The sequence below is a fragment of the Labrys wisconsinensis genome (assembly GCF_030814995.1).
Lineage (GTDB): Bacteria > Pseudomonadota > Alphaproteobacteria > Rhizobiales > Labraceae > Labrys > Labrys wisconsinensis.
This window is the reverse complement of sequence record NZ_JAUSVX010000010.1, coordinates 93,358-117,877: the sequence shown is the minus strand read 5'-3', so window position 1 is coordinate 117,877 and position 24,520 is coordinate 93,358. Positions and strand designations below refer to the sequence as shown.

General features: G+C 71.4%; 25 protein-coding genes. 11 read left to right on the top strand and 14 right to left on the bottom strand.

All coding sequences use genetic code 11. The annotated features are described in order from the left end of the window. The first annotated feature begins 3 nt into the window (after nucleotides 1-3). The 7 genes from QO011_RS24185 to QO011_RS24155 are packed head-to-tail and all read left to right on the top strand — an operon-like array spanning nucleotide 4 to nucleotide 6,939. Nucleotides 4-987 (top strand): ABC transporter permease, encoded by a 984-nt coding sequence (locus tag QO011_RS24185; protein ID WP_307277640.1) that lies wholly within the window; start codon nucleotides 4-6, stop codon nucleotides 985-987. Further along, nucleotides 984-1,880, top strand: a complete 897-nt coding sequence (locus QO011_RS24180) for an ABC transporter permease (RefSeq protein ID WP_307277635.1) — start codon at nucleotides 984-986, stop codon at nucleotides 1,878-1,880. Before QO011_RS24185 ends, QO011_RS24180 begins: the two co-directional genes overlap by 4 nt. Then, the gene (locus QO011_RS24175; RefSeq protein ID WP_307277632.1) at nucleotides 1,877-2,728 is read left to right on the top strand and encodes an ABC transporter ATP-binding protein; all 852 of its coding nucleotides are present in this window, start codon (nucleotides 1,877-1,879) and stop codon (nucleotides 2,726-2,728) included. The genes QO011_RS24180 and QO011_RS24175 overlap by 4 nt, the downstream gene beginning before the upstream one ends. Continuing rightward, nucleotides 2,728-3,582, top strand: coding sequence for an ABC transporter ATP-binding protein (locus QO011_RS24170; protein WP_307277630.1), 855 nt, complete (start codon nucleotides 2,728-2,730; stop codon nucleotides 3,580-3,582). The genes QO011_RS24175 and QO011_RS24170 overlap by 1 nt, the downstream gene beginning before the upstream one ends. Further along, nucleotides 3,579-4,925 (top strand): LLM class flavin-dependent oxidoreductase, encoded by a 1,347-nt coding sequence (locus QO011_RS24165; RefSeq protein WP_307277629.1) that lies wholly within the window; start codon nucleotides 3,579-3,581, stop codon nucleotides 4,923-4,925. Before QO011_RS24170 ends, QO011_RS24165 begins: the two co-directional genes overlap by 4 nt. Then, nucleotides 4,922-5,551 carry a dimethylsulfonioproprionate lyase family protein gene (locus QO011_RS24160; protein ID WP_307277627.1) on the top strand — a complete coding sequence of 210 codons (630 nt, stop codon included), beginning with the start codon at nucleotides 4,922-4,924 and terminating at the stop codon, nucleotides 5,549-5,551. Before QO011_RS24165 ends, QO011_RS24160 begins: the two co-directional genes overlap by 4 nt. Nucleotides 5,552-5,586: 35 nt before the next feature. Further along, entirely contained in the window at nucleotides 5,587-6,939 is a 1,353-nt protein-coding gene (locus QO011_RS24155) for an LLM class flavin-dependent oxidoreductase (RefSeq protein WP_307277625.1), read from the top strand. A 40-nt stretch (nucleotides 6,940-6,979) separates the two neighbouring features. Here the strand turns inward: QO011_RS24155 and QO011_RS24150 are convergent, their stop codons facing one another. The 11 genes from QO011_RS24150 to QO011_RS24100 are packed head-to-tail and all read right to left on the bottom strand — an operon-like array spanning nucleotide 6,980 to nucleotide 17,599. Next, nucleotides 6,980-8,203 (bottom strand): NAD(P)/FAD-dependent oxidoreductase, encoded by a 1,224-nt coding sequence (locus tag QO011_RS24150; protein WP_307277622.1) that lies wholly within the window; start codon nucleotides 8,201-8,203, stop codon nucleotides 6,980-6,982. Then, on the bottom strand, nucleotides 8,200-9,120 hold the full coding sequence (locus QO011_RS24145) for a nitrilase-related carbon-nitrogen hydrolase (RefSeq protein ID WP_307277619.1): 921 nt from the start codon (nucleotides 9,118-9,120) through the stop codon (nucleotides 8,200-8,202). The genes QO011_RS24150 and QO011_RS24145 overlap by 4 nt, the downstream gene beginning before the upstream one ends. After that, a complete protein-coding gene (locus QO011_RS24140; RefSeq protein WP_307277616.1) occupies nucleotides 9,117-10,604 on the bottom strand; it encodes a class I adenylate-forming enzyme family protein in 1,488 nt (495 codons plus the stop codon). The genes QO011_RS24145 and QO011_RS24140 overlap by 4 nt, the downstream gene beginning before the upstream one ends. A 48-nt stretch (nucleotides 10,605-10,652) precedes the next feature. After that, on the bottom strand, nucleotides 10,653-11,159 hold the full coding sequence (locus tag QO011_RS24135; RefSeq protein ID WP_307277613.1) for a MaoC/PaaZ C-terminal domain-containing protein: 507 nt from the start codon (nucleotides 11,157-11,159) through the stop codon (nucleotides 10,653-10,655). Nucleotides 11,160-11,209: 50 nt separating this feature from the next. Beyond that, nucleotides 11,210-12,034 (bottom strand): polysaccharide deacetylase family protein, encoded by an 825-nt coding sequence (locus tag QO011_RS24130; RefSeq protein WP_307277611.1) that lies wholly within the window; start codon nucleotides 12,032-12,034, stop codon nucleotides 11,210-11,212. Further along, a complete protein-coding gene (locus QO011_RS24125) occupies nucleotides 12,031-13,215 on the bottom strand; it encodes an acyl-CoA dehydrogenase family protein (RefSeq protein WP_307277608.1) in 1,185 nt (394 codons plus the stop codon). The genes QO011_RS24130 and QO011_RS24125 overlap by 4 nt, the downstream gene beginning before the upstream one ends. Further along, the gene (locus tag QO011_RS24120; RefSeq protein ID WP_307277605.1) at nucleotides 13,212-14,003 is read right to left on the bottom strand and encodes an SDR family NAD(P)-dependent oxidoreductase; all 792 of its coding nucleotides are present in this window, start codon (nucleotides 14,001-14,003) and stop codon (nucleotides 13,212-13,214) included. The genes QO011_RS24125 and QO011_RS24120 overlap by 4 nt, the downstream gene beginning before the upstream one ends. A 5-nt stretch (nucleotides 14,004-14,008) precedes the next feature. After that, a complete protein-coding gene (locus QO011_RS24115; RefSeq protein ID WP_307277602.1) occupies nucleotides 14,009-14,809 on the bottom strand; it encodes an ABC transporter permease in 801 nt (266 codons plus the stop codon). Then, nucleotides 14,809-15,708: an ABC transporter permease gene (locus QO011_RS24110; protein ID WP_307277599.1), complete on the bottom strand. Its 900-nt coding sequence runs from the start codon at nucleotides 15,706-15,708 to the stop codon at nucleotides 14,809-14,811. The genes QO011_RS24115 and QO011_RS24110 overlap by 1 nt, the downstream gene beginning before the upstream one ends. Then, complete coding sequence (locus QO011_RS24105; RefSeq protein ID WP_307277597.1) at nucleotides 15,708-16,811, bottom strand: ABC transporter ATP-binding protein; 1,104 nt, start codon at nucleotides 16,809-16,811, stop codon at nucleotides 15,708-15,710. Before QO011_RS24105 ends, QO011_RS24110 begins: the two co-directional genes overlap by 1 nt. After that, nucleotides 16,808-17,599, bottom strand: coding sequence for an aspartate/glutamate racemase family protein (locus QO011_RS24100; RefSeq protein WP_307277595.1), 792 nt, complete (start codon nucleotides 17,597-17,599; stop codon nucleotides 16,808-16,810). Before QO011_RS24100 ends, QO011_RS24105 begins: the two co-directional genes overlap by 4 nt. Nucleotides 17,600-17,854: 255 nt before the next feature. Here QO011_RS24100 and QO011_RS24095 point away from each other — a divergent pair, with 255 nt between their 5' ends. Both QO011_RS24095 and QO011_RS24090 read left to right on the top strand, forming a co-directional pair. Beyond that, a complete protein-coding gene (locus QO011_RS24095) occupies nucleotides 17,855-18,265 on the top strand; it encodes a RidA family protein (protein ID WP_307277592.1) in 411 nt (136 codons plus the stop codon). Between the two features lie 26 nt (nucleotides 18,266-18,291). Beyond that, nucleotides 18,292-19,881 (top strand): phytoene desaturase family protein, encoded by a 1,590-nt coding sequence (locus tag QO011_RS24090; protein ID WP_307277589.1) that lies wholly within the window; start codon nucleotides 18,292-18,294, stop codon nucleotides 19,879-19,881. 21 nt (nucleotides 19,882-19,902) lie between these two features. Here QO011_RS24090 and QO011_RS24085 read toward each other — a convergent pair whose 3' ends face one another. From QO011_RS24085 to QO011_RS24075, 3 genes are read right to left on the bottom strand one after another with little or no spacing between them, the layout of a single operon-like run. Beyond that, nucleotides 19,903-20,538, bottom strand: a complete 636-nt coding sequence (locus tag QO011_RS24085; RefSeq protein ID WP_307277586.1) for a TetR/AcrR family transcriptional regulator — start codon at nucleotides 20,536-20,538, stop codon at nucleotides 19,903-19,905. Nucleotides 20,539-20,558: 20 nt separating this feature from the next. Then, nucleotides 20,559-21,119 carry an acyl-CoA thioesterase gene (locus QO011_RS24080; RefSeq protein ID WP_307277584.1) on the bottom strand — a complete coding sequence of 187 codons (561 nt, stop codon included), beginning with the start codon at nucleotides 21,117-21,119 and terminating at the stop codon, nucleotides 20,559-20,561. Next, nucleotides 21,104-22,216: an ABC transporter substrate-binding protein gene (locus tag QO011_RS24075; RefSeq protein WP_307277581.1), complete on the bottom strand. Its 1,113-nt coding sequence runs from the start codon at nucleotides 22,214-22,216 to the stop codon at nucleotides 21,104-21,106. Before QO011_RS24075 ends, QO011_RS24080 begins: the two co-directional genes overlap by 16 nt. A 288-nt stretch (nucleotides 22,217-22,504) precedes the next feature. Here QO011_RS24075 and QO011_RS24070 point away from each other — a divergent pair, with 288 nt between their 5' ends. Continuing rightward, nucleotides 22,505-23,323 carry a citryl-CoA lyase gene (locus tag QO011_RS24070; RefSeq protein WP_307277580.1) on the top strand — a complete coding sequence of 273 codons (819 nt, stop codon included), beginning with the start codon at nucleotides 22,505-22,507 and terminating at the stop codon, nucleotides 23,321-23,323. A 2-nt stretch (nucleotides 23,324-23,325) separates the two neighbouring features. Next, complete coding sequence (locus QO011_RS24065; RefSeq protein ID WP_307277578.1) at nucleotides 23,326-24,390, top strand: NAD(P)H-dependent flavin oxidoreductase; 1,065 nt, start codon at nucleotides 23,326-23,328, stop codon at nucleotides 24,388-24,390. Nucleotides 24,391-24,520: the final 130 nt, after the last annotated feature.

The following is a 24,520-nucleotide window of genomic DNA, read 5'->3' as shown; positions in this document are numbered from 1 at the left end:
ACGATGGCGGTCTCGGCGCTTCGTCCCGGTCCGGTCGCTCGCCTGGCGGCGCGACGGCTCGTCTTCGCCGTCCTGTCGCTGCTGGTGGTGGCGACGGTGGTGTTCTGGGCCATCGAGCTCCTGCCGGGCGATGCCGCGCAGCGCATCCTCGGCCGCGACGCCACGGCACAGGCGCTCGCCGCCCTGCGCGAGCGGCTGCACCTCGCCGACCCGGCGCCGATGCGCTACCTCCATTGGCTGGGCGGGGTGCTGCACGGCGATTTCGGCACCTCCCTGGCGGCGAACCGCCCGGTGCTGCCCTATGTCGGCGCCCGCCTCGCCGACACGCTCCTGCTCGCCGGCGCGGCGCTGGCGATCCACATTCCCCTGAGCATCGGCCTCGGGCTGGTCGCGGCGAGCGCCCGGCGCGACGGCCTCGTCGACACGCTGCTCTCGGTCGCGGTGCTGCTCGGCATGTCCGTGCCGGAATTCGTCATCGGCATTGCGCTGGTGGCCTGGCTGTCGACGGCCTGGGGCTGGTTCCCGCCGCTGGCGCTGATCGACCAGGCCCGGTCCTTCGGGCAGGTGGTCCTGCTGCTGGCGCTGCCGGTGCTGACCCTCAACCTGGTGATGACCGCCTATGTCGTGCGCCAGACCCGCGCCTCGATGATCGAGATCCTGCAGTCGGATTTCGTCCGGGCCGCGAGCCTGCGCGGCCTCTCCCGCAGCCGGGTGCTGCTGCGCCACGCCCTGCCCAGCGCCGTCGGGCCGGCGGTCAACGCCATCGCCCTGAACGCGGGCTGGCTGGTCGGCGGCATCGTCGTGGTGGAGGCGGTGTTCAACTATCCCGGCCTCGGCCGCCTGCTGGTCGAGGCGATCGGCAACCACGACGTGCCGCTGGTCCAGGGCGCGGCCATGGCGCTCGCCGCCGTCTATGTCGTCGTCAATCTTGCGGCCGACGTGGCGACGACCCTGCTCAACCCGAAGCTCCGGACCGCGCTGCCATGACGATCCTGTCGACGACGCCCGGGCTCGACGCGGTCGTGAGGCGCGCGCAGCCGACCCGCCGCCCGCTCCTCGCGTCCCTGCCTTGGACCGGGCGCGCCGCCCTTGCCGTCCTCGTCCTCTACGTCATCGTTGCCGCCGCCGCGCCGCTGATCGCGCGCAACGCGCCGACCGACGTGTTCGTCGGCGGCCCGTTCGATCCGCCCTCGGCAGAGCTCTGGCTCGGCACGGACGGGCTCGGCCGGGACGTGGCGAGCCGGCTTCTCTACGGCAGCCGCACCGTGCTTTCGACGGCCTGCGGCGCCGCCGCCATCTCCACCGTCCTCGGCGGGCTCGTCGGCCTGCTGCTCGGCCTGCGCGGCGGCCTGGTGGACGAGATCGGCATGCGGCTGCTCGAGATCGCCATGAGCATTCCCTCGATCATCGTCGCGCTGCTCGTGCTCGGCTTCGCCGGATCCGACCTCGTCACCGTGATCCTGACCGTCGGGCTCCTGACGGTGCCGAACGTGGCGCGCGTGGTGCGCGCCGCGACGCAGGCCTTCACCGCCGAGGATTTCGTCGCCGCTGCCCGCGCCCGCGGCGAGGGGCTGCTCTCCATCGGCCTCAACGAGATCCTGCCCAACGTCGCCGGCACGCTGCTGGTCGAGTTCTCGATCCGCACCGGCTATGCCGTGCTGTTCATCGGCGGGCTCGGCTTCCTCGGCTTCGGCGCCGCGCCGCCGGCGCCGGACTGGGGATCGATGATCAACGAGGGGCGCTCCTCGCTCGACTCGGCGGTGTGGCCGGTCCTGGCCCCGGCGATCGGCATCGCCGTGCTGGTCACGAGCGTCAACCTGCTGACCGATGCGCTGGCGCAGAGCATCGGGCCGGCGCGGCGCGGCGGAGGGCAGGCGTGAGCGGGACCGGCGCGCGCCTGCTGCGGATCGACGCGGTCGATGCGGCGTATCGCCAGGCCGGCGCCTGGCGCAGCGTCCTCAACCGGATCTCGCTCGACGTCGGCCGCGGCGAGCCGGTCGGCCTGGTCGGCGAGTCCGGCAGCGGCAAGTCGACGCTGGCGTCCCTGGCGCTGGGCGAGCGCCGCGACGACCGGCGCATCACCGCGGGCCGCGTCCTGTTCGAGGGCACCGATCTCTTCGCCGCCGACCGGGCGAGCCTGCAGCGGCTGCGCGGCGCAAGGCTGGCCTTCGTCCCGCAGAACAGCGCCGCCTCGCTGACGCCGACCATGCGCATCGGTGCGCTCTTCAGGGAGGTGCTCGGCCGGCACCGCGCCGCATCGCGGCATGCGCGCCCGGACCGGACGATCGAGGCGCTGCTCGCCGATGTCGGCATCGCGGATCCCGCCGCGGCCGCGGCGCGCTATCCCCACCAGTTCTCCGGCGGCCAGCAGCAGCGCATCGCCCTGGCGCTGGCGATCAGCTGCGAGCCCGCCCTGCTCGTGCTGGACGAGCCGACCACCGGCCTCGACCCGATCATCCGCCGCTCGATCACCGACCTGCTGCGCCGGCTCTGCCGCGAGCGCGGCATCGCCATGCTGCTGGTCTCCCACGACCTGGAGACCGTCGCCGATCTCTGCGAGCGGGTGGCGGTGATGCGGGCCGGCGAGGTCGTCGAGGTCGGTGCGACCCGGACGGTCTTCGCCGAGCCGCACCATGCCTATACGCGGGCGCTGGTCGAGGCGGTGCCGCGGCTCGACCGCCCGGCCACCGCCGGCGGCGGGCGTGTCATCGCGCGGACGGCGGTGTGATGGGCGCGATCGTCGGCACGGCCTCGCGCGGTCCCGCGCCTCTCCTGGCGGCGGAAGGCCTGTCCTACAGCTATCCCGCCCGGCACCATGGCAGCCCGGCGCTGCAGGCCGTCTCCTTCGCTCTCGCGGCCGGGGAGATCCTTGCCGTCGTCGGCGAGAGCGGCAGCGGCAAATCGACCTTGGGGCGGATCGTGGCGGGGCTGCTCGCCGCCGACCAGGGACGGCTCTCCTTCAAGGGCCGCGACATCGGCTGCCTCGCCGGGACGCGTCCGCGCGCCGTCCTCAAGCAGGTGCAGATCGTCTTCCAGAACCCGGACGGCTCGCTCAACCCGCGCCACCGGGTCGGCACCATCCTGGAGCGCCCCCTGCGCCGGCTCCTCGGCCTCAGCGGCGAGCCGCTCGCCCAGCGCGTCGCGCGGCTGCTGGCCGACGTGCGGCTGCCGGCGCCTTACGCCGAGCGCTATCCCGCCGAGCTCAGCGGCGGGGAGCGCCAGCGCGTGGCGATCGCCCGGGCGCTTGCGGCGGAACCCGAGCTCATCGTCTGCGACGAGATCACCTCCGCCCTCGACATGTCCGTGAAGGCCTCGCTGCTCGACCTGCTCAAGGACGTGCAGCGGCGGACCGGCGTCGCCATGCTGTTCATCACCCACGACCTGCCCGTGGTGCGCTGGTTCGCCGACCGGGTGCTGGTGCTGCATCATGGCCTGGTCTGCGAGGATGCGCCGGTCCCGGCGATCTTCCTGCAGCCGCGGCACGCCTATACCGCGAGCCTCATCGAGGCGGCGGCGCACGAGGGCTGGCCGGGCGATCCCCTGCATTCCGTTCCCGCTGACCTGCCGTTGATTCCGCGATGACCCATCCGCGCCGCCTCAAGCTCGGCCTCTCCTTCTATCCCTCCGGCTACCACGTGGCGGGATGGCGCTTTCCCGGCGCCGTTCCCGACGGCGGCGTCAACCTGCGGCACCATGTCGACATGGCCCGGGCGGCAGAGGCGGCCTGCTTCGACTTCTTCTTCCTGGCGGACACCAACGCGATCTGGGACGAGAGCCTGGAAGCCGTGTCGCAAACCACCTGGAGCGCCAAGTTCGAGCCGCTCACCGTGCTGTCCGCCCTGGCGATGGTGACGAGCCGCATCGGGCTGATCGGCACCGCCAGCACCACCTACAACGATCCCTTCAGCCTGGCCCGCCGCTTCGCCTCCCTGGACCATATCAGCGGCGGACGGGCCGGCTGGAACCTCGTCACTTCCGCCTCGGGGCTGGAGGCTGCGAATTTTTCGCGCGAGCGCCACCCCCGCCACGCCGACCGCTATGCGCTCGCCCGGGAGTTCGTCGCGGTCGTGACCGGCCTGTGGGACGGCTTCGAGGACGATGCCTACCTGTTCGACCAGGCGAGCGGCGTCTGCTTCGATCCGGCCAAGGTGCGCCGCCTCGACCACCAGGGGGAGGCCTTCCAGGTGCGCGGGCCGCTGCACCTGCCGCGGCCGGTGCAGGGCCGCCCCGTCATGGTCCAGGCCGGGTTGTCGGAGGCGGGGCGCGAGCTGGCGGCAGAGACCGGCGAGGTGCTGTTCACCGCCCAGTCCGAGCTGCCGGTCGCCAAGGCCTTCTACGACGACGTCAAGGCCCGCGTCGTCCGGCACGGGCGGGCGCCGGAGGCGCTCAGCATCATGCCGGGCGTCGTGACGGTGGTCGCAGGCAGCCGCGCGGAGGCCGAGGACGAGATCGCGACCCTCGACCGGCTCCTGCTTCCGGCGGCGGGCCTGGCTTTTCTCTCCGGCCTGATCGGCGACACCGACCTCTCCGCCTTCCCCCTCGACCAGCCGCTGCCCCCGCTCCCGGCGACGGAGGGGCCGAAGGGGCGGCAGAGCTTCGTGCTCGCGGCCGCGCAGCGCCAGGGCCTCACCCTGCGCCAGCTCTACCGCTCGATCGCGCTGACCAGCGGCCACCGCCTCGTCTATGGTGCCCCGGTCGATGTCGCCGACCAGCTGGAGGAATGGCACGCGGCCGGGGCCTGCGACGGCTACAACATCGCCCCCGCGCACATGCCCGGCGGCTTCGAGCGGTTCGCGTCGCAGGTGGTGCCGGAGCTGCAGCGCCGCGGCCTGGTGCAGCGCGCCTATGCCGGCACGACCTTGCGCGACAATCTCGGCCTCGCGCGCCCGCCGGCGCGTCGTCGGGCCCCGGAGGCTGCCCCATGACCGCGGACCTGGATTCCGCCGGGCGTTTTATCGCCGTGCTGCGCGAGCGGCTCCAGGCTTCGCGGCTCGCCTCGCCGGAGGCGGCGTGGGAAGCCGACGCCGTCCGTGCCCGTCTGCCGGCAGGCGATGCGGCCTCATGCCCGTCGCAGACGATGCCGGCGGAGCCCGGCTCCGTCGTTGGCTGGCTCGATGCGGCGCTGGCGGCAGCGCAGGCCGGCCCGGAAGCAGCGCTGGCCTCCGCGGTCAGGGGGCTCCAGGGCAGGCTGCGCTGGACCTTCGGCTATGCGCCCGACCCGCGCTGGCCGGCCCTGGCCGCCTCGGTCGGCTTCGCCGACATCGTCGGCAAGTCCAGCCTCGTCCCCGCGCCGGACATCGTCGTCGGCCTGACGCTGCAGGCGCCGCGCACCTACTATCCCCTGCACGCGCACCCGGCGATCGAGCTTTATCTCGTCCTGTCCGGCACGGCCGAATGGACGGCCGGCGCCGACAAGGCCGACCGGCCGCCGGGCGCGCTGATCCTGCATCCGTCCGGCCTGCCGCACGCCATGCGCACCCGCGAGGCGCCGCTGCTGGCGCTGTTCACCTGGCGCGGCGACATCGCGTCGCCGTCCATCTTCGTCGAATAGGCGACGGACACCGAGACAGAGCGCGAGAGAAGACCGTGGTACGCCAGATCCGGCTCAATGCCTTCTTCATGAACTGCGTCGTCCACCAGTCGCCGGGCCTCTGGCGCCATCCGCGCGACCGCACGCAGGACTATACCGACATCAGCTATTGGGTGGATCTCGCCAGGACCCTGGAGCGCGGCCGGTTCGACGCCCTGTTCCTCGCAGACGTGCTCGGCGTCTACGACGTCTACTGCGGCGGCGCCGAGGCGGCGCTGCGCGGCGCCGTCCAGGTCCCCGTCAACGACCCCGTCCTGCTCGTGCCGGTGCTGGCCTACGCCACCCGGCATCTCGGCTTCGGCGTCACCAGCATCCTGTCCTACGACCAGCCCTATGCCTTCGCGCGGCGCATGTCGACGCTCGACCATCTGACCAAGGGGCGGGTCGGCTGGAACGTCGTCACCGGCTATCTCGACAGCGCGGCGCGCGCCGCGGGCCGGTCGCGGCAGGACGGCCACGACCTGCGCTACGAGATCGCCGACGACTACATGGAGGCGGTCTACAAGCTCTGGGAAGGCAGCTGGGAGGACGGGGCGGTGATCCGCGACCGGGAGGCCGGCGTCTTCGCCGACCCGGCGCGCGTCCACCGCATCCGCCACGAGGGACGGCATTTCCAGCTCGATGGCTATCATCTCAGCGAGCCCTCGCCCCAGCGCACGCCGGTGCTGTTCCAGGCCGGCTCCTCGCCGCGTGGGCGCGCCTTCGCCGCACGCCATGCCGAATGCGTGTTCATCGCCGGCAACTCGACGGCGGAGATCCGCCGGCTGGTGGGCGAGATCCGGGAGCGCGCCGCCGCGGCGGGGCGCGACCCTCAAGCGATCACCGTGTTCCTGAGCGCCGTGTGCGTGCCGGGGCGCACGCGCGGCGAGGCGCAGGACAAGCTCGCTGATTACCGGCGCTATGGCAGCGTGGAAGGCAGCCTGGTCCTGCAGTCGGGATGGCAGGGCGTCGACTTCGCCGCCGCGCCGCTGGACACCCCGATCGCCGCCCTCGGCCGCGGATCGGTGGAAGCGCACGATCGCAGCGACCGGCCGCCCGATCGCCGGACCATCCGGGAGCTGGGCGAGGCTGCGACGCTCGGCGGCGGCGCGCCGCTCCTGACCGGCTCGGCGGCCGACGTCGCCGACGAGATGCAGCGCTGGGTGGAGGAGGCCGATATCGACGGCTTCAACCTGACCAGCGTCGTCGCGCCCGAGAGCTATGTCGATTTCGTCGATATCGTCGTGCCCGAGCTGCAGCGCCGCGGCGTCCACAAGCAGGACTATCGGGCCGGGACGCTGCGCGAGAAGCTCGGCGGCGAGGCCCGCCTGCCGCCGAGCCATCCGGGAGCCCGCCACCGCGCGGGCTGACCGGGGCCTGCCGTCGCCATGCCCGTTGTCCCCGCCCGGCTCACCAGCGCACGGCGCCGTCGACGGCGAGGTCGGCGTGGCGGGAGACCTCGAACGGCGCCATGTCGAGCGGCGGCTCGGCTCCGGTGACGAGGCCTTCGACCAGGCGGCCGGTGATCGGCCCGGCGGCGTTGCCGAACACGTGGCCGGCGGCGATGACGAGGCCGTCGAGGCCGGCGGGACGGCCGATATAGGGCAGGCTGTCGGGCGTGGAGGGCAGCATGCAGGCCCAGGCCCGGTCGAGCGCGACGTCGCGCAGCTTCGGAATGTGCTCGGCGAAGACCTTGCCGGTGATGCCGACCCCTTCCAGCGTCGAGGTGTCGACATAGCCGGGATAGTCCATGGCGCAGCCCATCAGCACCGTGCTATCCTGGCGCTGGCAGAAGCATTCCAGCAGCTCGACATTGGTCAGCGAGGCTTCGCTCGGCGAGCGGAAGAGGTCGTCGCGGTAGCTCGGCAGGTCGCGGATCAGCGTGTACTGCTTCAGCGCCAGCGGCCCGTACAGCACCGGCCGGAAGCGCTCGGCGATCGGCACGGTCGACATGGCCTGCAGCCGCATCGGCCGGACGGGGAGGGCGATGTCGAGATCGGCGAGGAAGGGCGCAGTCCAGGCGCCGGTCGCGACCACCACCGTCTCCGCATCGATCGGGCCGGCGCTGGTGTCGACGCCGATCACGCGGCCGCCCTCCCGGCGCACGGCGGTGACGGCGGTGCCCGGGCGGATCGTGCCGCCGCGGCTGGCGAAGGCCGCGCCCAGGGCCTCGACGAATTTCGGGGTGTGGAGCTGGGCGTCCTCCTCGCAGAAGGTCGCGCCGACGACGCTGTCCGGCAGGATCGGGCAGAGGGCGCGCGCCTCCTGCCCGTCGACGGCCCGCATGCGGACGCCGTCGGCCTGGCGGGCGGCCGCGAGCTCCTTCAGGACCTGCATCTGGCCGTCGTTGAACGCGTAGATCATGCCGCCATGCTGGCGGAACTCGAAGCTGTCGCCGATGTCGTCGACGATGCCGGGATAGAGCGCCAGCCCGGCCCGGGCGAGGTCGAGCTGCGGCCCGGGCGTGCGCAGGCTCAGCCAGATGAAGCCGGCATTGCGCCCGGATGCTCCGAAGGCCAGGTGCTCGCGCTCGACGACCGTCACGGCGAGCCCGGCGCGCTGCAGGAAATAGGCGGCGGACATCCCGACGATGCCGCCTCCGATGACGATCACGTCGGCTGTGGAGCGGGTCATGGCTGGGATCCCTCTGGGGTTGCGGTCTTGTTGCCGGCGAGCGCGGCATAGAGCGCCGGGCGGCGGTCGGCGAGCTGCCGGATCTCAGACCTCTCGCGCGACAGCCGCAGGAGCGCGAGGTCGAGCCGCACGGTGAGGAGGCTCTCGGCGTCGGCCGCGGCGCGGGCGAGGGTGCCGTCCTCGATGCCGAACCGGTTGTCGATCGGGCAGGCGGCGAAGGCAGCGCCGCGCCCATGGACGGGGCGCTCGACGGGGATGCCGAGATCGCCGACCAGCGGCGAGATGCAGACGAAGACCTGGTTCTCCACCGCGCGCGCATGGGCGGCATGGCGGACCCGCCAGGTGCCGCGCTCGTCGGTGAGCGAGGGCACCAGCAGCACCTCGATGCCGTCGTCGACGAGCACACGGGTGAGCTCGGGGAACTGCACGTCGTAGCAGATGAGCAGGCCCATGCGCACGCCGCCGACGTCGAAGGCGGCGAGGCGGTCGCCACCTTCGGTCGCGATCGCTCGTTCGGGGCGCGTCGGATGCAGCTTGTCCTGCCGCAGCACGCTTCCATCGGGGCGGAAGACGAAGCCGCTGTTGATGCCGCGTCCAGCCTCCTCGTGCCAGAGGCTGGCGCCGGCGATGGCGAGGCCGCGCTCCCGGGCAATGGCGGAGAGGGTGTCGCAACAGGCGCGGAAGAGCGGCGTCAGCACGGCGCGATAGAGCGCGCCGACGCCGGGGATGTCGGTGGTGCCGGCGCGCGGATCGGTCCAGAGCAGGCCGAGGCCGGCGAGCTCCGGCAGCAGCAGGAGCTCGGATCCGGCCTCGGCGGCGGCGCGGGCGAGGCCGTCCATATGCGCCGCGAAGGCGGCGAGGTCGGGATAGCGCCGGATCGCCTGGGTGGCGAGTGAGACCGTGACGGCATCCCTCACGGCCGCTGCTCCGTCCACAGCCTCAGCAGGGCCTTCTTGTCGACCTTGCCGGTGCTCCCCTGCGGCAGCGCGTCCAGCGCCGTGAAGCGTGCCGGCACCTTGAACTCGGCGAGCATGCCGCGGCAATGCGCCTCCAGCGCCGCGGCATCGGGCGCCTGGCCGGCGCGGCCGACGACGAAGGCGACGACGATCTCGCCATATCTGGTGTCCGGCACGCCGATCACCGCCGCGGCCTGCACGCTCGCGTGGCGGAGGATCGCTTCCTCCACCTCGGCCGGGGCGATGTTGGCGCCGCCGCGGATGATGATGTCCTTGATGCGCCCGGTGAGGACGTAGAAGCCGTCGGCATCGCGGGTGCCGAGGTCGCCGGTGCGGAAGAAGCCGTCCGTCAGGGCCGAGGCGGTGAGCGCCTCGTTGCGGTGATAGCGGCTGAGCGTCGAGCCGGCCCTGACCAGCAGCTCGCCCTGCGCGCCGGCGGGCAGGTCCTGCCCGTCGGGGCCGACGATGCGGATCTCGGCACCGGGCGCGGCGCGGCCGATGGCGCCGGGTGGCGGCGCCGGCTCGTTCCAGCGCCGGCCGAACACCGGCCGCACCTCGGTGAGGGCGTAGTAGTCGTCGATCGGCTTGCGGAACAGGGCGGCGAAGCGCGTCTTGAGCTCCTTCGGCAGGGGCGCTCCGGCGCAGATGAGCAGGCGCATGAAGGAGAGGTCGACGTCGAGGCGGTTCTGCTCGGCATAGTCGAGCATCATCGAGAACATGGTCGGCACGCCGTGGAAGACGCTGGCGCGATGCGCGACGAGCGCCTCGAGCACCTCCCGCGGATGGAAGCGCCGGAGCACCACGACCTCGCCGCCGGCCTGGAGGCCCGCGGCCGCGGCGGTCGAGAGGCCGTAGAGGAAGCCCAGCGGCAGGGCGACCAAGGTCACGTCGGCGTTGGTGATGCCCCACATCTCGATCAGGGCGGCATTGCCGGCGAACTCCGCCCGCTGGCTGAACACCACGGCCTTCGGCGTGCCGGTCGTGCCGGAGGTGTAGATGATCAGGAAGTCGTCGTCCGCGGCGATTGCCGGCACCTCGAGCGGCGGCGCCTCCTCGCCGTCGAGAAGCGCGGCGAGCGGCGCCCGCTGCGCCGCGGCGACGGCCGCGCCGGCGGTCGCCGCCATGGCGTCGTCGTGGACGAGCAGGCGGGCCTCGCAATGCTCGACGATATAGGCGACCTCCGGCGGCGAGAGGCTCGGGTTGATCGGCACGAACACGGCGCCGATCGCCGCCGTCGCGTAATAGCCGACCATGACGTCCAGCCGGTTCTCGCACAGCATGGCGAGCGGCGTCCGGCGGCTGACGCCGAGGGCCTGCAGGCGGGCACCGACGCGGCGCGCTTCGATGGCGAGCCTGCCGTAGTCGAGGGCGGCATCGCCATGGCGCAGGGCCCGGCGCCGGGGATGAAGCAGGCCCTGCCGGGCGAGATGGTCGGCGATGATCATGATCGTGCTCGATGGGGGACGCCGGCGGTGCCGACAGGGGGGCATCGCTCAGGCCTCGGCCGGAGCCTTGCGGATCATCATGATCTTCCACTCGCCCTCCTGCACGACCTCGTCGCGCTGGTTCAGGAGCGCGACGTAGAAGGTGACGATGCCGGCGTCGGGCTTCTTCGTCTCGCGCTTGGCGGCGACGCGCTCGCGCACCCGGATGGTGTCGCCGATCTTGATCGGGCCGCGCAGGTCCCAGGTCATGCCGAGGAAGGCGATGGCCGTGCCTTCCTTGATGCCGAGCCGGCTCTCCAGGCCGGTGGCGATGGCAAAGCCCGCCGGCCCGTGCAGGATGCGGCCGCCGAACACGGTGGTCCTGGCGAATTCCTCGTCGGTGTGGATCGGGTTGTGGTCACCGGTAATGGCGGCGAACATCACCACGTCCGTCTCGGTGATGGTGCGGCGCGGGGTCTCCCATTCGTCGCCGACATGGAGCTCCTCGTAGAAGAGTGCGTTCCGGCCGATGCTCGCAGCGGCGGAGGTGGTGCGCTCGGAAGCGGCAACGGACATGATCGTGTCTCCTTCGAATGGAACGGGGGGTCTGAAGAGGGTGGCGGCGGTCACAGCCCGTCTGCCCTCAGGCGCGCCGCGGTGGCGGAGAGCGTGGCGAAGGCGACGCCGTCCGCGGCCGCCATGTGGTCGATGAGGCGGCCGAGCATGGCGATGCGCGGGCCGCGGCCGATGATCTCCGGGTGGGTGGTGAGCGTGAACACGCCGTCGGCGCGCTCCGTGCGGCACCAGTCGAATTCGGCCCGCCAGATCGCCCCGACCTCGTCGGGGCTGCGCAGGCCCTGGTTGAGCGGGCGCGCGGCGAAGTGGAAATAGGGGTAGTCGTCGAGCTCCCAGGCGACGGGAAACTCGACGATGCCGCTCGCCGGCCCCGGCACGAAGCCCTCGTCCGAGACGATGTCGCCGCGCCGGGCGCGGAAGGGCCGGAAGTCGTCGGCCATCAGGCTGGAATCATAGGCGAGGCCGTGCTCTTCGAGGAGCTCGATGGTGTGCTCGCTGAGATCCCAGGCCGGTGAGCGGTAGCCGGCGGGGCGCGATCCCGTCGCCTCGGCCAGGATATCGAGGCTGCGGGCAAGGCGCTCCTCCTCCTCGGCCCGCGTCAGGCCGACCGGCGATTCGTGCACCAGGCCGTGCGCGGCGACCTCGTGGCCGGCGGCGGCGATGTCGGCCACGGCGGCGGGGAAGGCGCGCGCCGTATGGGCGGGCACGAAGAAGGTGGCGGGCACGCCCCGCGCCGCCAGCAACGCGAGGATCCGGCCGAGGCCGACGCGGGCGCCGTACTCGCCGCGCGACAGGGCGGTCGGCGTGGTCTGCTTGAACGTCGAGATCCAGATCGACAGGGCGTCGAAGTCGAAGGTGAGGCAGACCGTCGTCATTGCGGCAGGTCCATGATGGCGGCGTCGGCCGGGTCGGAAAGGCGGCGGGCGATGACGAGCTTCTGGATGTCGTTCGTCCCCTCGCCGACGATATAGAGCGGCGCCTCGCGATAGAGCCGCTCGATGGCGTAGTCGGCGATGTAGCCATAGCCGCCGTGGATGCGCAGCGCGTCGTCGACGATCGCCAGGCACGCCTCGCTGGCGAAGAGCTTGGCCATGCCGCTCAGCATGTCGGCGCGGGCGCCGGTGTCCCTGGCGCGTGCGGCCTCGGCCGTGAGCAGGCGGGCAGCGACGAGCCTGGTCGCCATGTCGGCGAGGCGCAGCTGGATCGCCTGGTGCTGGTCGATCGTCACCCCGAAGGCCCGCCGTTCGGAGGCGTAGCGCCTGGCCTCGGCGAGGGCGCTGGCGGCGAGGCCGACGGCGCTCGCGGCGATGGCGATGCGGCCGAGCTCGAGCCCGTCGAGGAGCTGGCCGAGGCCGGCGCCCGCGCGTCCGCCGAGGAGATCGGCCGGCGAAACCGGGGCATCCTCCGCCAGGATCTCGACCGTGTCGACCAGGTCATAGGCCATCTTGTGGAAGGTGCCGGCGACGCTGATCCCGTCGGTGTTCTTGGCGACGAGGAAGAGGCTGATGTCCCGCTTCGGCTCGGCCGCCGGGGCAGGTGTCCTGGCGAGCATGGCGAGGAGCGTCGCCCGGCCGCCATTGGTGACGAAGATCTTGCGGCCGGAGAGGCGATAGCCCTCCGGACACGGGACCGCCCTCGTCTCGATGGCCCGGAGGTCGGAGCCGGCGGCCGGCTCGGTGAGGCAGAGCGCGCCGCGCTCGCGCCCCTCGGCCAGCGCCGGCAGCAGCCGCGCCTTCTGCTCCTCGGTCCCGTGAGCGGCGACGAGGTGGCAGACGGTGCTGTGGCTGTTGAGATAGCCGGCGAGCGTCGTCCAGCCCGCGGCGATGAGCTCCATCACCCTGGCGAAGACCGGCAGGCGCAGGCCGAGGCCGCCATGGGCCTCCGGCACCGCCATGCCGAAGAGCCCGAGCCCGGCCATGGCGGCGACCAGCGCCTCGGGATAGGCGCCCTCCCGCTCCAGGCGGGCGACGTGCGGGCGCACCTCGCGCGCGACGAAGCGGCGGACGGTCGAGAGGATCTCGCGCTCCTCGTCGGTGAAATCGTCGAGGCGGCTCATGTCGCGGTCCAGCCGCCATCGATGGCGATCGCCTGGCCGGTGACGTAGCTTGCGGCGTCGGAGGCGAGGAACAGAGCGACGGCCGCGACCTCGGCGGTGAGGCCCTTGCGCTTGGCCGGCACCATGCGCTTGTAGGCGTCCGGGTCGCTTCCGACGCCGCGCTGCATGTCGGGGCCGTCCGCGCCGAGGATCGCCGCGGAATTGGCGCGGATCTCCGTGGCGATGACGCCGGGACAGATGGCGTTGATGGTGATGCCGAACTGGGAATGGGTGACGGCGGCCTGCCGCGTCAGCCCGATGATCCCGAACTTCGAAGCCGTGTAGGACAGCCCGTCGGCGGCGCCGCGCAGCCCGCCCACGGATGCGGTGTTGACGATCCGGCCCGAGCCCTGGGGCGTCATGCGCTTCAGGGCGGCGCGGCAGCCGAGAAAGCAGCCCTTGAGGTTGATGTCGATCACCTGGTCCCAGAGCGCCTCGGTGGTCTCGACGCAATCGGCGAAGCCGTCGAACACGCCGGCATTGTTGACCATGACGTCGAGCCGCCCGAAGCGCGCCACCGCCGCCTCGACCAGGGCCTCGACCTCGTCGGCGCTGCGCACGTCGGTGCGCTGGAACGCGACCGTGCCGCCCTTGGCCGAGACCGCCTCGGCCGCCTTCTGCCCGGCCTCGGCCAGGATGCCGCCGATCAGCACGTTCGCTCCGGCGCCGGCGAGCGCTTCGACGATGCCGAGCCCGATCCCGGTCTCGCCTCCCGTGACGACCGCGGTGCGGCCCTTCAGCTCAGTCATCGATCCTACCCTCCAAGAGCCCGCTCGGTCCGTCGCCGCAGGACTTCGCTGCCGGCGAGGACGAGGAGCGACAGAACGATCAGAAGCGTCGAGACGGCCGCGATGGTCGGGTCGATGCCCGAGCGCATCGAGGCCCACATCACCCGCGGCAGCGTCGACACCGGACCGCTGCCGACGAACAGGGCGATCACCACCTCGTCGAAGGAGGTCATGAAGGCGAAGAGCGCCCCGGTGAGCACCGAGGGGCGGATCAGCGGCAGCATGACCTTGAAGAAGGTGCGCGTCGGCCGCGCCCCGAGCGAGGCGGAGGCGAGCAGGACCTGGGTGTCGAAGCGGGCGAGGCCGGCGGAGACCGTCAGCACGACGAAGGGCGTGGCGATGATGGTGTGGGCGATGGCGAGCCCGAGCGCGCTGCCGTTGAGGCCGAGGAGCCCGAAGAAGCGGTAGACCGCGATCGCCAGCACGACGACGGGAACCACCAGCGGCGACAGGAAGAAGCCCGTCATCAGGCCGCGGCCGCGATCGAGTCGGGAGAGCCCGATCGCCGCGAGCGTGCCGGCGGTCGTCGCCATCACCATGGTGAGCGCCGCCACCTTCAGGCTCGTCACGGTCGCGTCCATCCAGGCGCGGTCGGTGACATAGTGCTCGTACCAGCGAAGGGAATAGCTGGGCGGGGGGAAGGCCAGGCCCTCGCCGGCGCTGAACGAGATCGGCACCACCACCACGAGCGGGAAGACGAGATAGAGGAAGACGAGGGCCACCACGCCGATCAGCAGGGCCGGGGAGCTCGCATAGTGCTTCAGCATCACGCCGCCCCCCGCATGCGCCGGCCCGCCGCCACGGCCGCTGCTGCGAGGCCGAGGAGCACGAAGGTGACGACGAGGAGAACCGTCGAGAGCGCCGCGCCGAGCGGCCAGTTCACCAGCTGGTTGATCTGCGCCTCGATCACCATGGAGATCATCGTGCCGCTGCGCCCGCCGAGCAGGGCGGGGGTGACGAAGAAGCCGAGCGACATGACGAAGACGAGGACGGAGCCCGCGGCCACGCCCGGCGCCGAGAGCGGCAGGAACACCGTGAGGAAGGCGCGCAGCGGCCTTGCCCCGAGGCTCTGGGCGGCGAGGCCGAAGGAGCGGTCGATCCCCCGCATCGTGGTGAGCAGCACCAGGATCATGTAGGGGAGCAGCACATGGGCCATGCCGACGGTGGCGCCGAAGGCATTGTAGAGCAGCGGCAGCGGCTGGTCGATCAGGCCGAGGCGCAGGAGCGTGCCGTTCACCAGGCCATTGTTGCCGAGCAGGATCATCCAGGCGTAGTTGCGCACCAGGAGGCTGGTGCCGAACGGGATCACGACGAAGAGCAGCAGCTTGCGCGACAGGCGTGGCGGCGTCGTCGCGATCAGGAAGGCGGCGGGATAGCCGAGCGCGATGCAGGCAAGCGTCACCAGGAACGAGATCCACAGCGTGTTGCCCATCACCAGGCCGTAGGCCGGGACGGCGAGGATGCGGGCATAGCTCGCCAGCGTCGGCTGCGGCCAGCCGAGGCTGAGGAGCACGATCTGCAGCAGCGGCCAGGCGTAGAAGGTGCCGAGGAAGACGAGGAGCGGCCAGAGGAGGGCGCTGCGGACGAGGCCGCCCGGCCTGCCCGTGGAGCCGGCTGCGGCCGCCGGAGGCAGCATCGCGGCGGTATGGACGGCGGTGTCGGACATCAGCGTCGGTGCACCCTGGCGGCGGCGGCCGGCCAGCTCAGCGAGACGGCGGTGCCGATGACGCAGCGGAATTCGGACTGGGCCGGGACGAGCGCCTGGGCGGTCCCGCACGGCGTCTCGACGATGACCTTGGTGGCGGTGCCGAGATAGACGACCTCGACCACCCGGCCCGGCAGGGCGGAGGCGTCGGGGGCGGTCGACAGGGCGACCTGCTCGGGGCGGACGGAGAGCGTGACGTCCGTTCCGTCGGGCGGCAGCGCCGCGCCTTCGACCGCGACGGCCGGGCCGCCCGCGAGCGCGACGCGGGCGGTCTGGCCGTCGCGCCGGAGCGTGCCGGCGAAGAAGTTGGAATCGCCGATGAAGCCGGCGACGAAAGGCGTGGCCGGGCGGTCGTAGAGCATGGCCGGCGTGTCGACCTGCTCGATGCGGCCCCCGCGCAGGACGGCGATGCGATCGGACAGGGCGAGCGCCTCCTCCTGGTCGTGGGAGACGAAGATGATGGTCGCGCCGAGGGTGCGGTGGAGCTGCTTCAGCTCGATCTGCAGGTCGATGCGCAGCTTGCGGTCGAGCGCGCCGAGCGGCTCGTCCATCAGGAGGACGCGCGGCCGGAAGACGATCGCCCGCGCCATGGCGACGCGCTGCTGCTGGCCGCCGGAGAGCTGGCGCGGATGGCGCTTCTCGTATCCCTCCAGCCGGACGGCGCGCAGCGCCTCCCGCACCCGCGCCCCGATCTCGGCCGACGGCATGCGCCGGGCCCGCAAGGGATAGGCGATGTTCTCCTCCACGCTGAGATGGGGGAACAGCGCGTAGTTCTGGAAGACGACGCCGAAGCCGCGCTCATAGGCGGGCACGCCGTTGGTGAGGCGCCCGTCGACCAGGATCGCCCCGTCGGTCGGCGTGTCGAAGCCGGCGATCAGCGACAGGATCGAGGATTTGCCCGAGCCCGAGGGCCCGAGCAGCGTGAAGAACTCCCCAGGCTCGATCGCCAGCGAGACGCCGTCGAGCGCGGCGAAGCCGCCATAGCGCTTGGTGACGCGGTCGAGCTCCAGGCGGGACCCCGCGGCGTCGGGCGAAGAGCGAGCCGTCCGGGCTGCGGCCGTCATGCCGCACCGCGCCGGCCGGGCAGGCGGCCGTAGCGGGCGCGTACGGCGGCGAACTCGGCGGCGTCGTGCTGCTCGGGCTTGGCGTAGAAGCCGCGGCGGCTGATGTTGTAGAGGCCCTGCGCCTTCAGGTCGGCGAGGGACTCCGCCATCTTCAGGGCCATGGTGTTGGGGTTGAGGATGGTCAGCTCGCGCGCGGCGCCGCTGTCGCGCAGCCATTTCTCCGTGCTGGCCGAGATGATGGTGCAGGCGAGGATGACGGCTTCCGCCCCCTTCTCCTCCATCACCCTGCGGGTCGCCGCCAGGGCGTCGCGGGCGACGCCCTCGGTGTCGCGGATCATGTCGACGACCCACCAGTCGATGCAGCTCACGTGCCGGCAGCCGGTGCCGCCGTAGAGGCGCACGAGATCGCGCAGATAGGGCACGGCCTTGTGATGGTCGGTGACCAGCACGTAGTCGTGCCCGTAATAGGGCGCCATCAGCATCGTCGCCTCGAGCGGGCCGACGACGGGGATGTCGACGAGCTCGCGGGCGACGCGCACGCCGGGATCGTAGCAGCAGCCGACGATGACGGCGTCGTAGCCGTCCGCCTCGGCGCGCATCACCTGCTCCAGGACCACCGTCTCGACCAGGTGCTTGTTGTAGTAATAGTCGATGTTGACCGGACAGTCCGTGGTGTTGGTGACGTCGAGCACCGTCCCCGGCCTCAGATAAGGCGTCATCGTCTCGGCGATCAGCGCGTTGTAGTCGTCCGTCCCGAACGGATTGATGAATTGGATCCGCGTGCCCACGCCCCGTTCTCCTCTCGGTGAGACCCGAACGCACGGCCGCGGCCGGTCGCGTCGGAATTGTTGATGAGGTCTAAAAATAAGACTGTCTGGTCAGTATGCACTTTTGCATCGGCTTGGCAACCCGCTCTCTCGTCGGATTTGCAGCGTGACCGCGAAGGTCCCGGCGCAGCCGCTCTCGGCTTGCATCGGTCGCTTCTGGCATATACTGTCCAATGAGTCGAATTTTCCATCCAGTCGATATAATTGGTGGCTCCCATGGCTTCGGTCGGCCCGCGTCCCCTGCTCGTCCCCGTCAATCCGCCTGGCGCCGCCTTTCCCGGGGTCTCCACCGCGATGCGGATCCGCGGCGGCGACCTGACGATCCTGTCCGGCCACGTGCCCGTCGAGGCGAATGGCGAACTGGTGGTCGGCGATTTCGAGGCTCAGCTCGATGCGGCCTTCCGGGCGATCGGCCGCACGCTGGCGGCCGCCGGCGCCGGCTACGAGGCGCTGGTGCGCCTCACGATCTACGTGGTCGACTACGACCCCGCCATGCTCGCCGTACTCAAGCGCGTGCGCAGCCGCTACGTCTCGGCCGAGGCGCCGCCGGCGAGCGCGTTCGTTGCCGTCGCGGCGCTCTACGACGCGCGCATCAAGGTGGAGATCGACGGCTTCGCCGTCGTCTGACCGGGGCTGGGCAGGGCATTCCGACGATGGCTTCCTACGACGCAGTGTTCATCGGCGCCGGCCATAACGGCCTCGTGTGCGCCACCTATCTCGCCAAGGCGGGGCTGCGCGTCGCCATGTGCGAGCGGCGCGCCGCGGTCGGCGGCCCCGTCGTCACCGAAGAGGTCTGGCCGGGCTACCAGGTGTCCGTCGCCTCCTTCTGGATGTCGCTGCTGCAGCCCAGGATCATGATCGACCTCGACCTCAGGCGGCACGGCATCGAGGTCCTGCCGGTGCCGCCGGGGTTCCAGCCCTTCCTCGACGGCCGCAGCCTGATCTTCTGGGACGATGTCGAGCGCATGCAGGCGGAGATCAGGCCGTTCTCGGCGGCCGACGCCGCGGCCTATCCCGGCTTCGTCGCGCATATGCAGGGGCTGATGCCGATCCTGCGGCGCCTGCTCTTCGAGGTGCCGGTCGATCCGACGACGGGCCGGCTGAAAGACGTCGCCCGGGCGCTCGGCCTCGCCTGGCGGTTCCGAGACATCGGGCCGCGCTTCTATGACATCTGGGACCTGCTCACCCTCAGCGCCCACGACTTCCTCGGCCGCTGGTTCGAGAGCGAGACGGTGCTCACCGCCTTCGGCTGCTACGCCTCGGGCAGCGGCGGCAATATCAGCCCGAAGACGCCGGGATCGGCCTATGTCCTGGCGCGGCCGCTGCTGCGCGAGGGCGGGACGGCCGCCGGGCCGGGTGGCCTGGTGCGGGGCGGCATGGGCTCGATCAGCAAGGCGATGCGGCGGGCGGCCGAGGCGGCTGGCGTCGAGGTCCGCGTCGATGCCGCCGTCGAGCGGGTGATCGTCGAGGCGGGCCGTGCCCGTGGCGTGGCACTCGCCGGCGGCGAGACGGTGCAGGCGCGCGCCGTGGTCAGCAACGCCAATGCCAGGACGCTGTTCCTGCGCCTGCTCCGCGATGTGCCGCTGCCGGAGGACGTGGTCGCGGCGGTGCGGCGGATCCGGACGGATTCCTCCTGCTTCAAGATCAACCTGGCGACCTCGGCCCTGCCGCGCTGGAGCGCCTACGAGGCGCGCGGCACGGGCAACGCCCATCCCGGCTCGGTCACCATCGCCGAGAACCTGGACGAGCTCGAGCAGGCCTTCGAATCGGCGCGCCGCGGCGCGATGGCGGAGCGGCCCTACCTCTGGATCCTCGCCCCGAGCGCCTTCGATTCCGGCGTGGCCCCGCCCGGGCGGCACGTCCTCAGCGTGTTCGGCGGCCACGTTCCCTACGCGCTCGCCGACGGCGCCTGGGACGAGGCGGCGCGGGACAGGCTGCTGGCGATCGTGCTGCGCCAGATCGACCGCTACGCGCCGGGCTTTTCGCAGAGCGTGCTGCACGCCCAGGTGCTGGCGCCGCCCGATCTCGAGCGCATGTTCGACCTGCCGGGCGGCCACGTGCACCATGGCGAGCTGTCGATGGACCAGATCTTCTTCCGCCGCCCGATCGCCCGCTATGCCGACTACAGGACCCCGGTGGGCGGGCTCTACCAGTGCGGCGCCTCGACCCATCCCGGCGGCGGCGTGACCGGCGTTCCCGGTCACAATGCCGCGAAAGTGATCCTGCGGGATCTCCGGCGCTGACCCGGCGGCGGTCGGCGCGGGCTATTCGGCAGCGACCGGCAGGTCGAGGGGCTGCCTGGAATAGCCGTTGGCCAGCAGCGAGGCATAGTGGTCGGCGATGGTCGCGGCCGACATCGAGCCCTGCTGGTTGTACCAGATATAGAGCCAGTTGCACATGCCGAGGATGCCGCTGACCGCGACATGCGCGGGAATGCTGCGGAACATGCCCTGCTTCACGCCCTGCTCGTAGATCTCCTCGATCAGGGCGTCGTACTGGCGCTTCTTCTTGGTGATCTGGCGGCGCTGGCGCTCGTCGAGCTCGGCCTCCTCGCGGAAATAGATCGCCGTCCAGTCCCGCCGTTCCATGACGTTGAGGGCATGGCGGCGGATGATCTCGGCGAGCGCCTGGTCCGGCGGCAGGCCTCGAGCCGCCACCTCGTTGACCGCCTCGAAATAGCTGTCGTAGATGCGGCTGAAGATCATCCACAAGAGCTCGTTCTTGCTCTTGAAGTAGTAGTAGATGACCGACTTGGTGTAGCCGAGGCTGGAGGCGATGTCGTCGATGGTGACCGCCCGGAAGCCGCGCTCGGCGAAGAGGCGAGCGGCCGATGCGAGAATCTCGTCCTGCACGTAGGACTGCTTCTTCGCCTTGAGCTGGGCGCGTGGGGATGCTTTCACACCTGCCTCCGACTGGCCGTTCAATTTCCCTGACCGTCATTGCGCAGGCGCGCCGCGGGGTCAATGGCGGAGTGCGGTCCGGCGGCCCCTTGGCTGTCCGGCCGCGCGATGCGCGCCTCGGCGGCGGCCCGCACCTCGAGGGGCAGCGGGCGGCCGGCCCGTCGGATCAGGTCGAAATAGACCGAGGTCATCTCGAGCTCGGCGGCGAGGCGGCCGTCGACACGGCTGAGGCGATGCCGGCTTTGCAGGGAGCTTCGCCCGACCCGCGTCACGGCGCTGTCGACGACGAAGAGGTCGCCCGCCCGGAGCTCGCTGCGGAAGTCGATGACGTAGCGGACATCGGCCCAGCCTTCGCCGCGCTGCTCCCGCCAGGCCGGGCGATAGCCGAGGGCGTGCACCAGGTGCCACATCGCCTGGTCGAAGGCGGCGATGTAATGCGGCGTGTTCATATGGCCCATCGCATCGCATTGCGCGGGATAGACGACACCGGTGCAGGTCCTGAGCGCGTCCCACGCCGTGGGCGACGCCTCCGCGCCGCCCACGGCTCGCGCCGGATCGTCCGGGCTCAGGTCAGCAGCCATGCGGTGAAGCGCTCCGTCACCTCCGCCTCGTGGGCCTGCCAATAGTCGGAGTCGATCGGCACGGTCTTGGCGAAATTGTCCGGATTGGTCGGCAGCAGCCGCGCGATCTCCGGCTTGATCAGGGCCAGGGCCTTCGGGTTGGTCGGCCCGTAGATCAGCTCGGAGTGGAGCGCGGCCTGCGGCTCCGGCTGGGCGATGAAGTCGAGGAACAGCATGGCGTTGCGTGGATTCCTGGCGCCCTTGACCACGACCCACGGCGCGATGGTGTAGAGGCCCTGGCCGTACTCCATGTTCACCGGGTCGCCGCCGAGGATCAGCGGGCCGAAGCGGCCGGTCCAGCCGTTCAGGACGTCGACCTCGTGGTCCTTGAGGAGCTGCTGCGAGTTGCCCTGGGCGCTCACGTCCCACCAGACCTTGACGTGCGGCTTGAGCCTGTCGAGGCTGGCGAAGGCGCGGTCGATGTCCAGGGGATAGAGCGCCTTCGGCGCCACGCCGTCGGCGAGCAGCGCGGCCTCCATGGTGGTGACGCACCAATTGTGCAGGCCGCGCAGGCCCGGGAACTTCTCCACGTTCCAGAAATCGGCCCAGGAGGTCGGGTGGGCATCGTGGAACGTGTCCGTCCGGTAGCCCATCAGCACCGTCTCGATCTCGCCCGCCGTCCAGTGCGAGCCGCGTGCCGCCGGAATGAGATCCTCGGCATGGACGACGCCGTAGTCGATCGGCTCGACCAGGCCCTCGTTCATGGCACGCTTCGCCTGGCCGATGTCGATGAGCAGCGTCACGTCCCACTCGGGGGAGCCGGCCTCGACCATCGACTTCAGCTTGCCGTAGGAGGTGGGCGAGACGTCGACGACCTTGATGCCGGTCACCCGGGTGAAGGGGTCGAAGAAGTGCTTCTTGTGCAGCGCGCCGGTCGAGCCGCCCCAGCTCGCCACCACGAGCTCGCCGCCGGCGCTCTGGGCCGCCGCCCTGTCCGACCAGGCGGCGAGCGTCGGAAAGCTCGCCGCCGCAGCGCCGGCGCCGAGGAGCTTCAGGAAGCTGCGTCGCTCCATGTGCCGGGCAGCGCCCAGCACCTGCCTTACGTCCAGATCAGACATCTCGTCCCCTCTCCCTGTTGTCGGGCTCCGCGCGGCCGGTCCCGCATCGAGGCAGCCGCAATACTGTAGTGTCTCTTTATTCGACCAATGGGTCAATACTCGTCAAGGCCTGTCGCGCCAACGGGCGGGCAGGACGAGAGCGTCGCAGGGCCGAATGCGTCGCTCCGGTTTCCGGTGTTCGCCCGGGAAAGGCGGGTTCGGCCAAAACTGACGCACTGGACAAAAAAATTGATCGGATGTAACTCAACGCCAAGGCGCACTCGCGCGGATCAGACGGATGGATCGACAATGGGCCCGAACGGCAAGCGTGCGTGGACGACCGAGGTGAGCGACGTGGAGGCGGCGGACGTCTATGTCCGCGGCTACAGCCTCGGCAACCTCATCGGCCGGCTGTCCTTTGCCTCGGCGACCTACCTCCTCATCCGCGGCGTGCTGCCGAGCCCGGGGCAGGCGGCGGTGATGGAGGCCGTGCTCTGCTCGGTGCTGGACTATTCGCTGAAGAAGCCGGGGACGGTGGCGGCCCGCTTTTGCGTCTCCGGCAATCCCTCGATGGTCGCTGGCCTGGCGGTCGCAACCCTGGCGGCCGGCGAGTACACGCTGGCACCCGACGCGGCCGGGCGCTTCATCGCCGAGAGCTACGTGCAGTTTCGCCGGCCGGGCGAGCCGATCGACGCCTGCGCCGAGGCGGCGATCGACCACGTGCGGGCGAGCCGCCAGCGCATCGCCGGCTTCGGCCACCCGAATTTCCGCTTCACCGACCCGCGGGCGCAGACGCTCAAGGCGATCGCCGTGAAGGAGGGCGTGTGGTCCGACGTCTGCGACTGGTACGAGGCCGTGCACCGGGCCTTCACCGCCCGCGTCGGCAAGCCGGACCTGGTCATCAACGAGGTCGGCATGCTGGCGGCGATCCTGACGGCGATGGGCTTCACGCCGGCGGAGATGACGGGCCTCGCCGTTCTCTCCAGCATGCCGGGCGTCATCGCCCATGTCTCGGAGGAGCTGAGGAGCGAGGTCCGGATCCGCGCTCTGCCCGACGAGATCGTCGACTATCCCCGCACGCGGCGCGATCTCGACGGCGACCTCGCGGCGGCCGGCTGGGAGGCTTGAGCATGGCCGCCGCTGCGACGCCGGTGCTGCCGACTTCCGTCACCCGTGCCCTCGGCATGCGCTATCCCGTGTTCTCCGCCGGCATGGCGCGGGTCTCCCAGGCGCCGCTCGTCGCCGCGGTCAGCGAGGCCGGCGGCATGGGCTGCCTCGGCGGGGTCAGCTTCATGCCGCCGGCGCTGAGGGCCGAGATCCGCGAGATCCGGCGGCGGACCGGGCGTCCCTTCGCGGTCAACCTGGTCGTGCCGCAGGTCTTCCTGGAGGGTGGCGACCAGAGCGCCTGGGACGAGATCCGGGCGCTCTGGTCGGGCCTGGCGCCGGAAGCGCGCCGCGGCCTCGCCGGCGTCGAGCCGATGCTGACCCCCGGCTCGGTGGAGGAGCAGGTCGCGGTCGTCCTCGACGAGCGTCCGGCGGTCGTGGTCCTCACCTTCGATGTCCCGGTCACGCTGGTCGAGGCCTGCAAGGCCCGCGGCATCAAGGTCATGGCGCTGTGCGGATCGATCGGCCGCGCCACGGCCGCAGCGCGCGCCGGCGTCGATTTCATCGTCGCGCAGGGCGCCGAAGGCGGCGGCCACACCGGCCATGTCGGCACGCTCGCCCTGATCCCGGCCGTGGTCGACGCCGTGCCGGTTCCGGTGATCGCCGCCGGCGGCATCGTCGACGGACGCGGCCTTGCCGCCGCCCTCTGCCTCGGGGCCGAGGCGGCCTGGTGCGGGACGCGGTTCATCGCCACGCCCGAGGCCTTCGGCCACGACGCCTTCAAGCGCCGCATCCTCGAGGCGGCCGCCAAGGACACGGTGCTGACCTCCGCCTATACCGGCAAGAACCTGCGCGCGCTGCGCAACCGCTGGACGGCGGACTGGGCCGAGCATCCCGAGTGGCCGGTCGCCGGCTTCCCCGGGCAATATGCCGTCGCCGGCCGGCGGGTCGAGAGCGGCTATCTCGACGGCGACGTCGAGGAGGGGATGATGCCGGCGGGCCAGGGCGTCGGCGCGATCCGCGATATCCGCCCGGCCGGAGAGATCGTCCGCGCCATGGCCGAGGAGGCCGCCGGCATCCTGGGGCGCTAGAGCGCGATCGCTTCAAGTTGAATCGATCACGCTCTCTATCTCTTTGTTTTTACGCATTTTCCAGCGAACCGGGTGCCGGTTCGCTGGAAAATGCTCTAGGCGGCGCCGGCGCGTCGTGCCACCGATCGCC

Coding starts and splice junctions, on each gene's coding strand:
- QO011_RS24185 (WP_307277640.1), top strand. CDS start 4: ATGGCGGTCTCGGCGCTTCGTCCCGGTCCGGTCGCTCGCCTGGCGGCG.
- QO011_RS24180 (WP_307277635.1), top strand. CDS start 984: ATGACGATCCTGTCGACGACGCCCGGGCTCGACGCGGTCGTGAGGCGC.
- QO011_RS24170 (WP_307277630.1), top strand. CDS start 2,728: ATGGGCGCGATCGTCGGCACGGCCTCGCGCGGTCCCGCGCCTCTCCTG.
- QO011_RS24165 (WP_307277629.1), top strand. CDS start 3,579: ATGACCCATCCGCGCCGCCTCAAGCTCGGCCTCTCCTTCTATCCCTCC.
- QO011_RS24160 (WP_307277627.1), top strand. CDS start 4,922: ATGACCGCGGACCTGGATTCCGCCGGGCGTTTTATCGCCGTGCTGCGC.
- QO011_RS24150 (WP_307277622.1), bottom strand. CDS start 8,203: ATGACCCGCTCCACAGCCGACGTGATCGTCATCGGAGGCGGCATCGTC.
- QO011_RS24140 (WP_307277616.1), bottom strand. CDS start 10,604: ATGATCATCGCCGACCATCTCGCCCGGCAGGGCCTGCTTCATCCCCGG.
- QO011_RS24135 (WP_307277613.1), bottom strand. CDS start 11,159: ATGTCCGTTGCCGCTTCCGAGCGCACCACCTCCGCCGCTGCGAGCATC.
- QO011_RS24130 (WP_307277611.1), bottom strand. CDS start 12,034: ATGACGACGGTCTGCCTCACCTTCGACTTCGACGCCCTGTCGATCTGG.
- QO011_RS24125 (WP_307277608.1), bottom strand. CDS start 13,215: ATGAGCCGCCTCGACGATTTCACCGACGAGGAGCGCGAGATCCTCTCG.
- QO011_RS24120 (WP_307277605.1), bottom strand. CDS start 14,003: ATGACTGAGCTGAAGGGCCGCACCGCGGTCGTCACGGGAGGCGAGACC.
- QO011_RS24115 (WP_307277602.1), bottom strand. CDS start 14,809: ATGCTGAAGCACTATGCGAGCTCCCCGGCCCTGCTGATCGGCGTGGTG.
- QO011_RS24110 (WP_307277599.1), bottom strand. CDS start 15,708: ATGTCCGACACCGCCGTCCATACCGCCGCGATGCTGCCTCCGGCGGCC.
- QO011_RS24105 (WP_307277597.1), bottom strand. CDS start 16,811: ATGACGGCCGCAGCCCGGACGGCTCGCTCTTCGCCCGACGCCGCGGGG.
- QO011_RS24095 (WP_307277592.1), top strand. CDS start 17,855: ATGGCTTCGGTCGGCCCGCGTCCCCTGCTCGTCCCCGTCAATCCGCCT.
- QO011_RS24090 (WP_307277589.1), top strand. CDS start 18,292: ATGGCTTCCTACGACGCAGTGTTCATCGGCGCCGGCCATAACGGCCTC.
- QO011_RS24080 (WP_307277584.1), bottom strand. CDS start 21,119: ATGGCTGCTGACCTGAGCCCGGACGATCCGGCGCGAGCCGTGGGCGGC.
- QO011_RS24075 (WP_307277581.1), bottom strand. CDS start 22,216: ATGTCTGATCTGGACGTAAGGCAGGTGCTGGGCGCTGCCCGGCACATG.
- QO011_RS24070 (WP_307277580.1), top strand. CDS start 22,505: ATGGGCCCGAACGGCAAGCGTGCGTGGACGACCGAGGTGAGCGACGTG.
- QO011_RS24065 (WP_307277578.1), top strand. CDS start 23,326: ATGGCCGCCGCTGCGACGCCGGTGCTGCCGACTTCCGTCACCCGTGCC.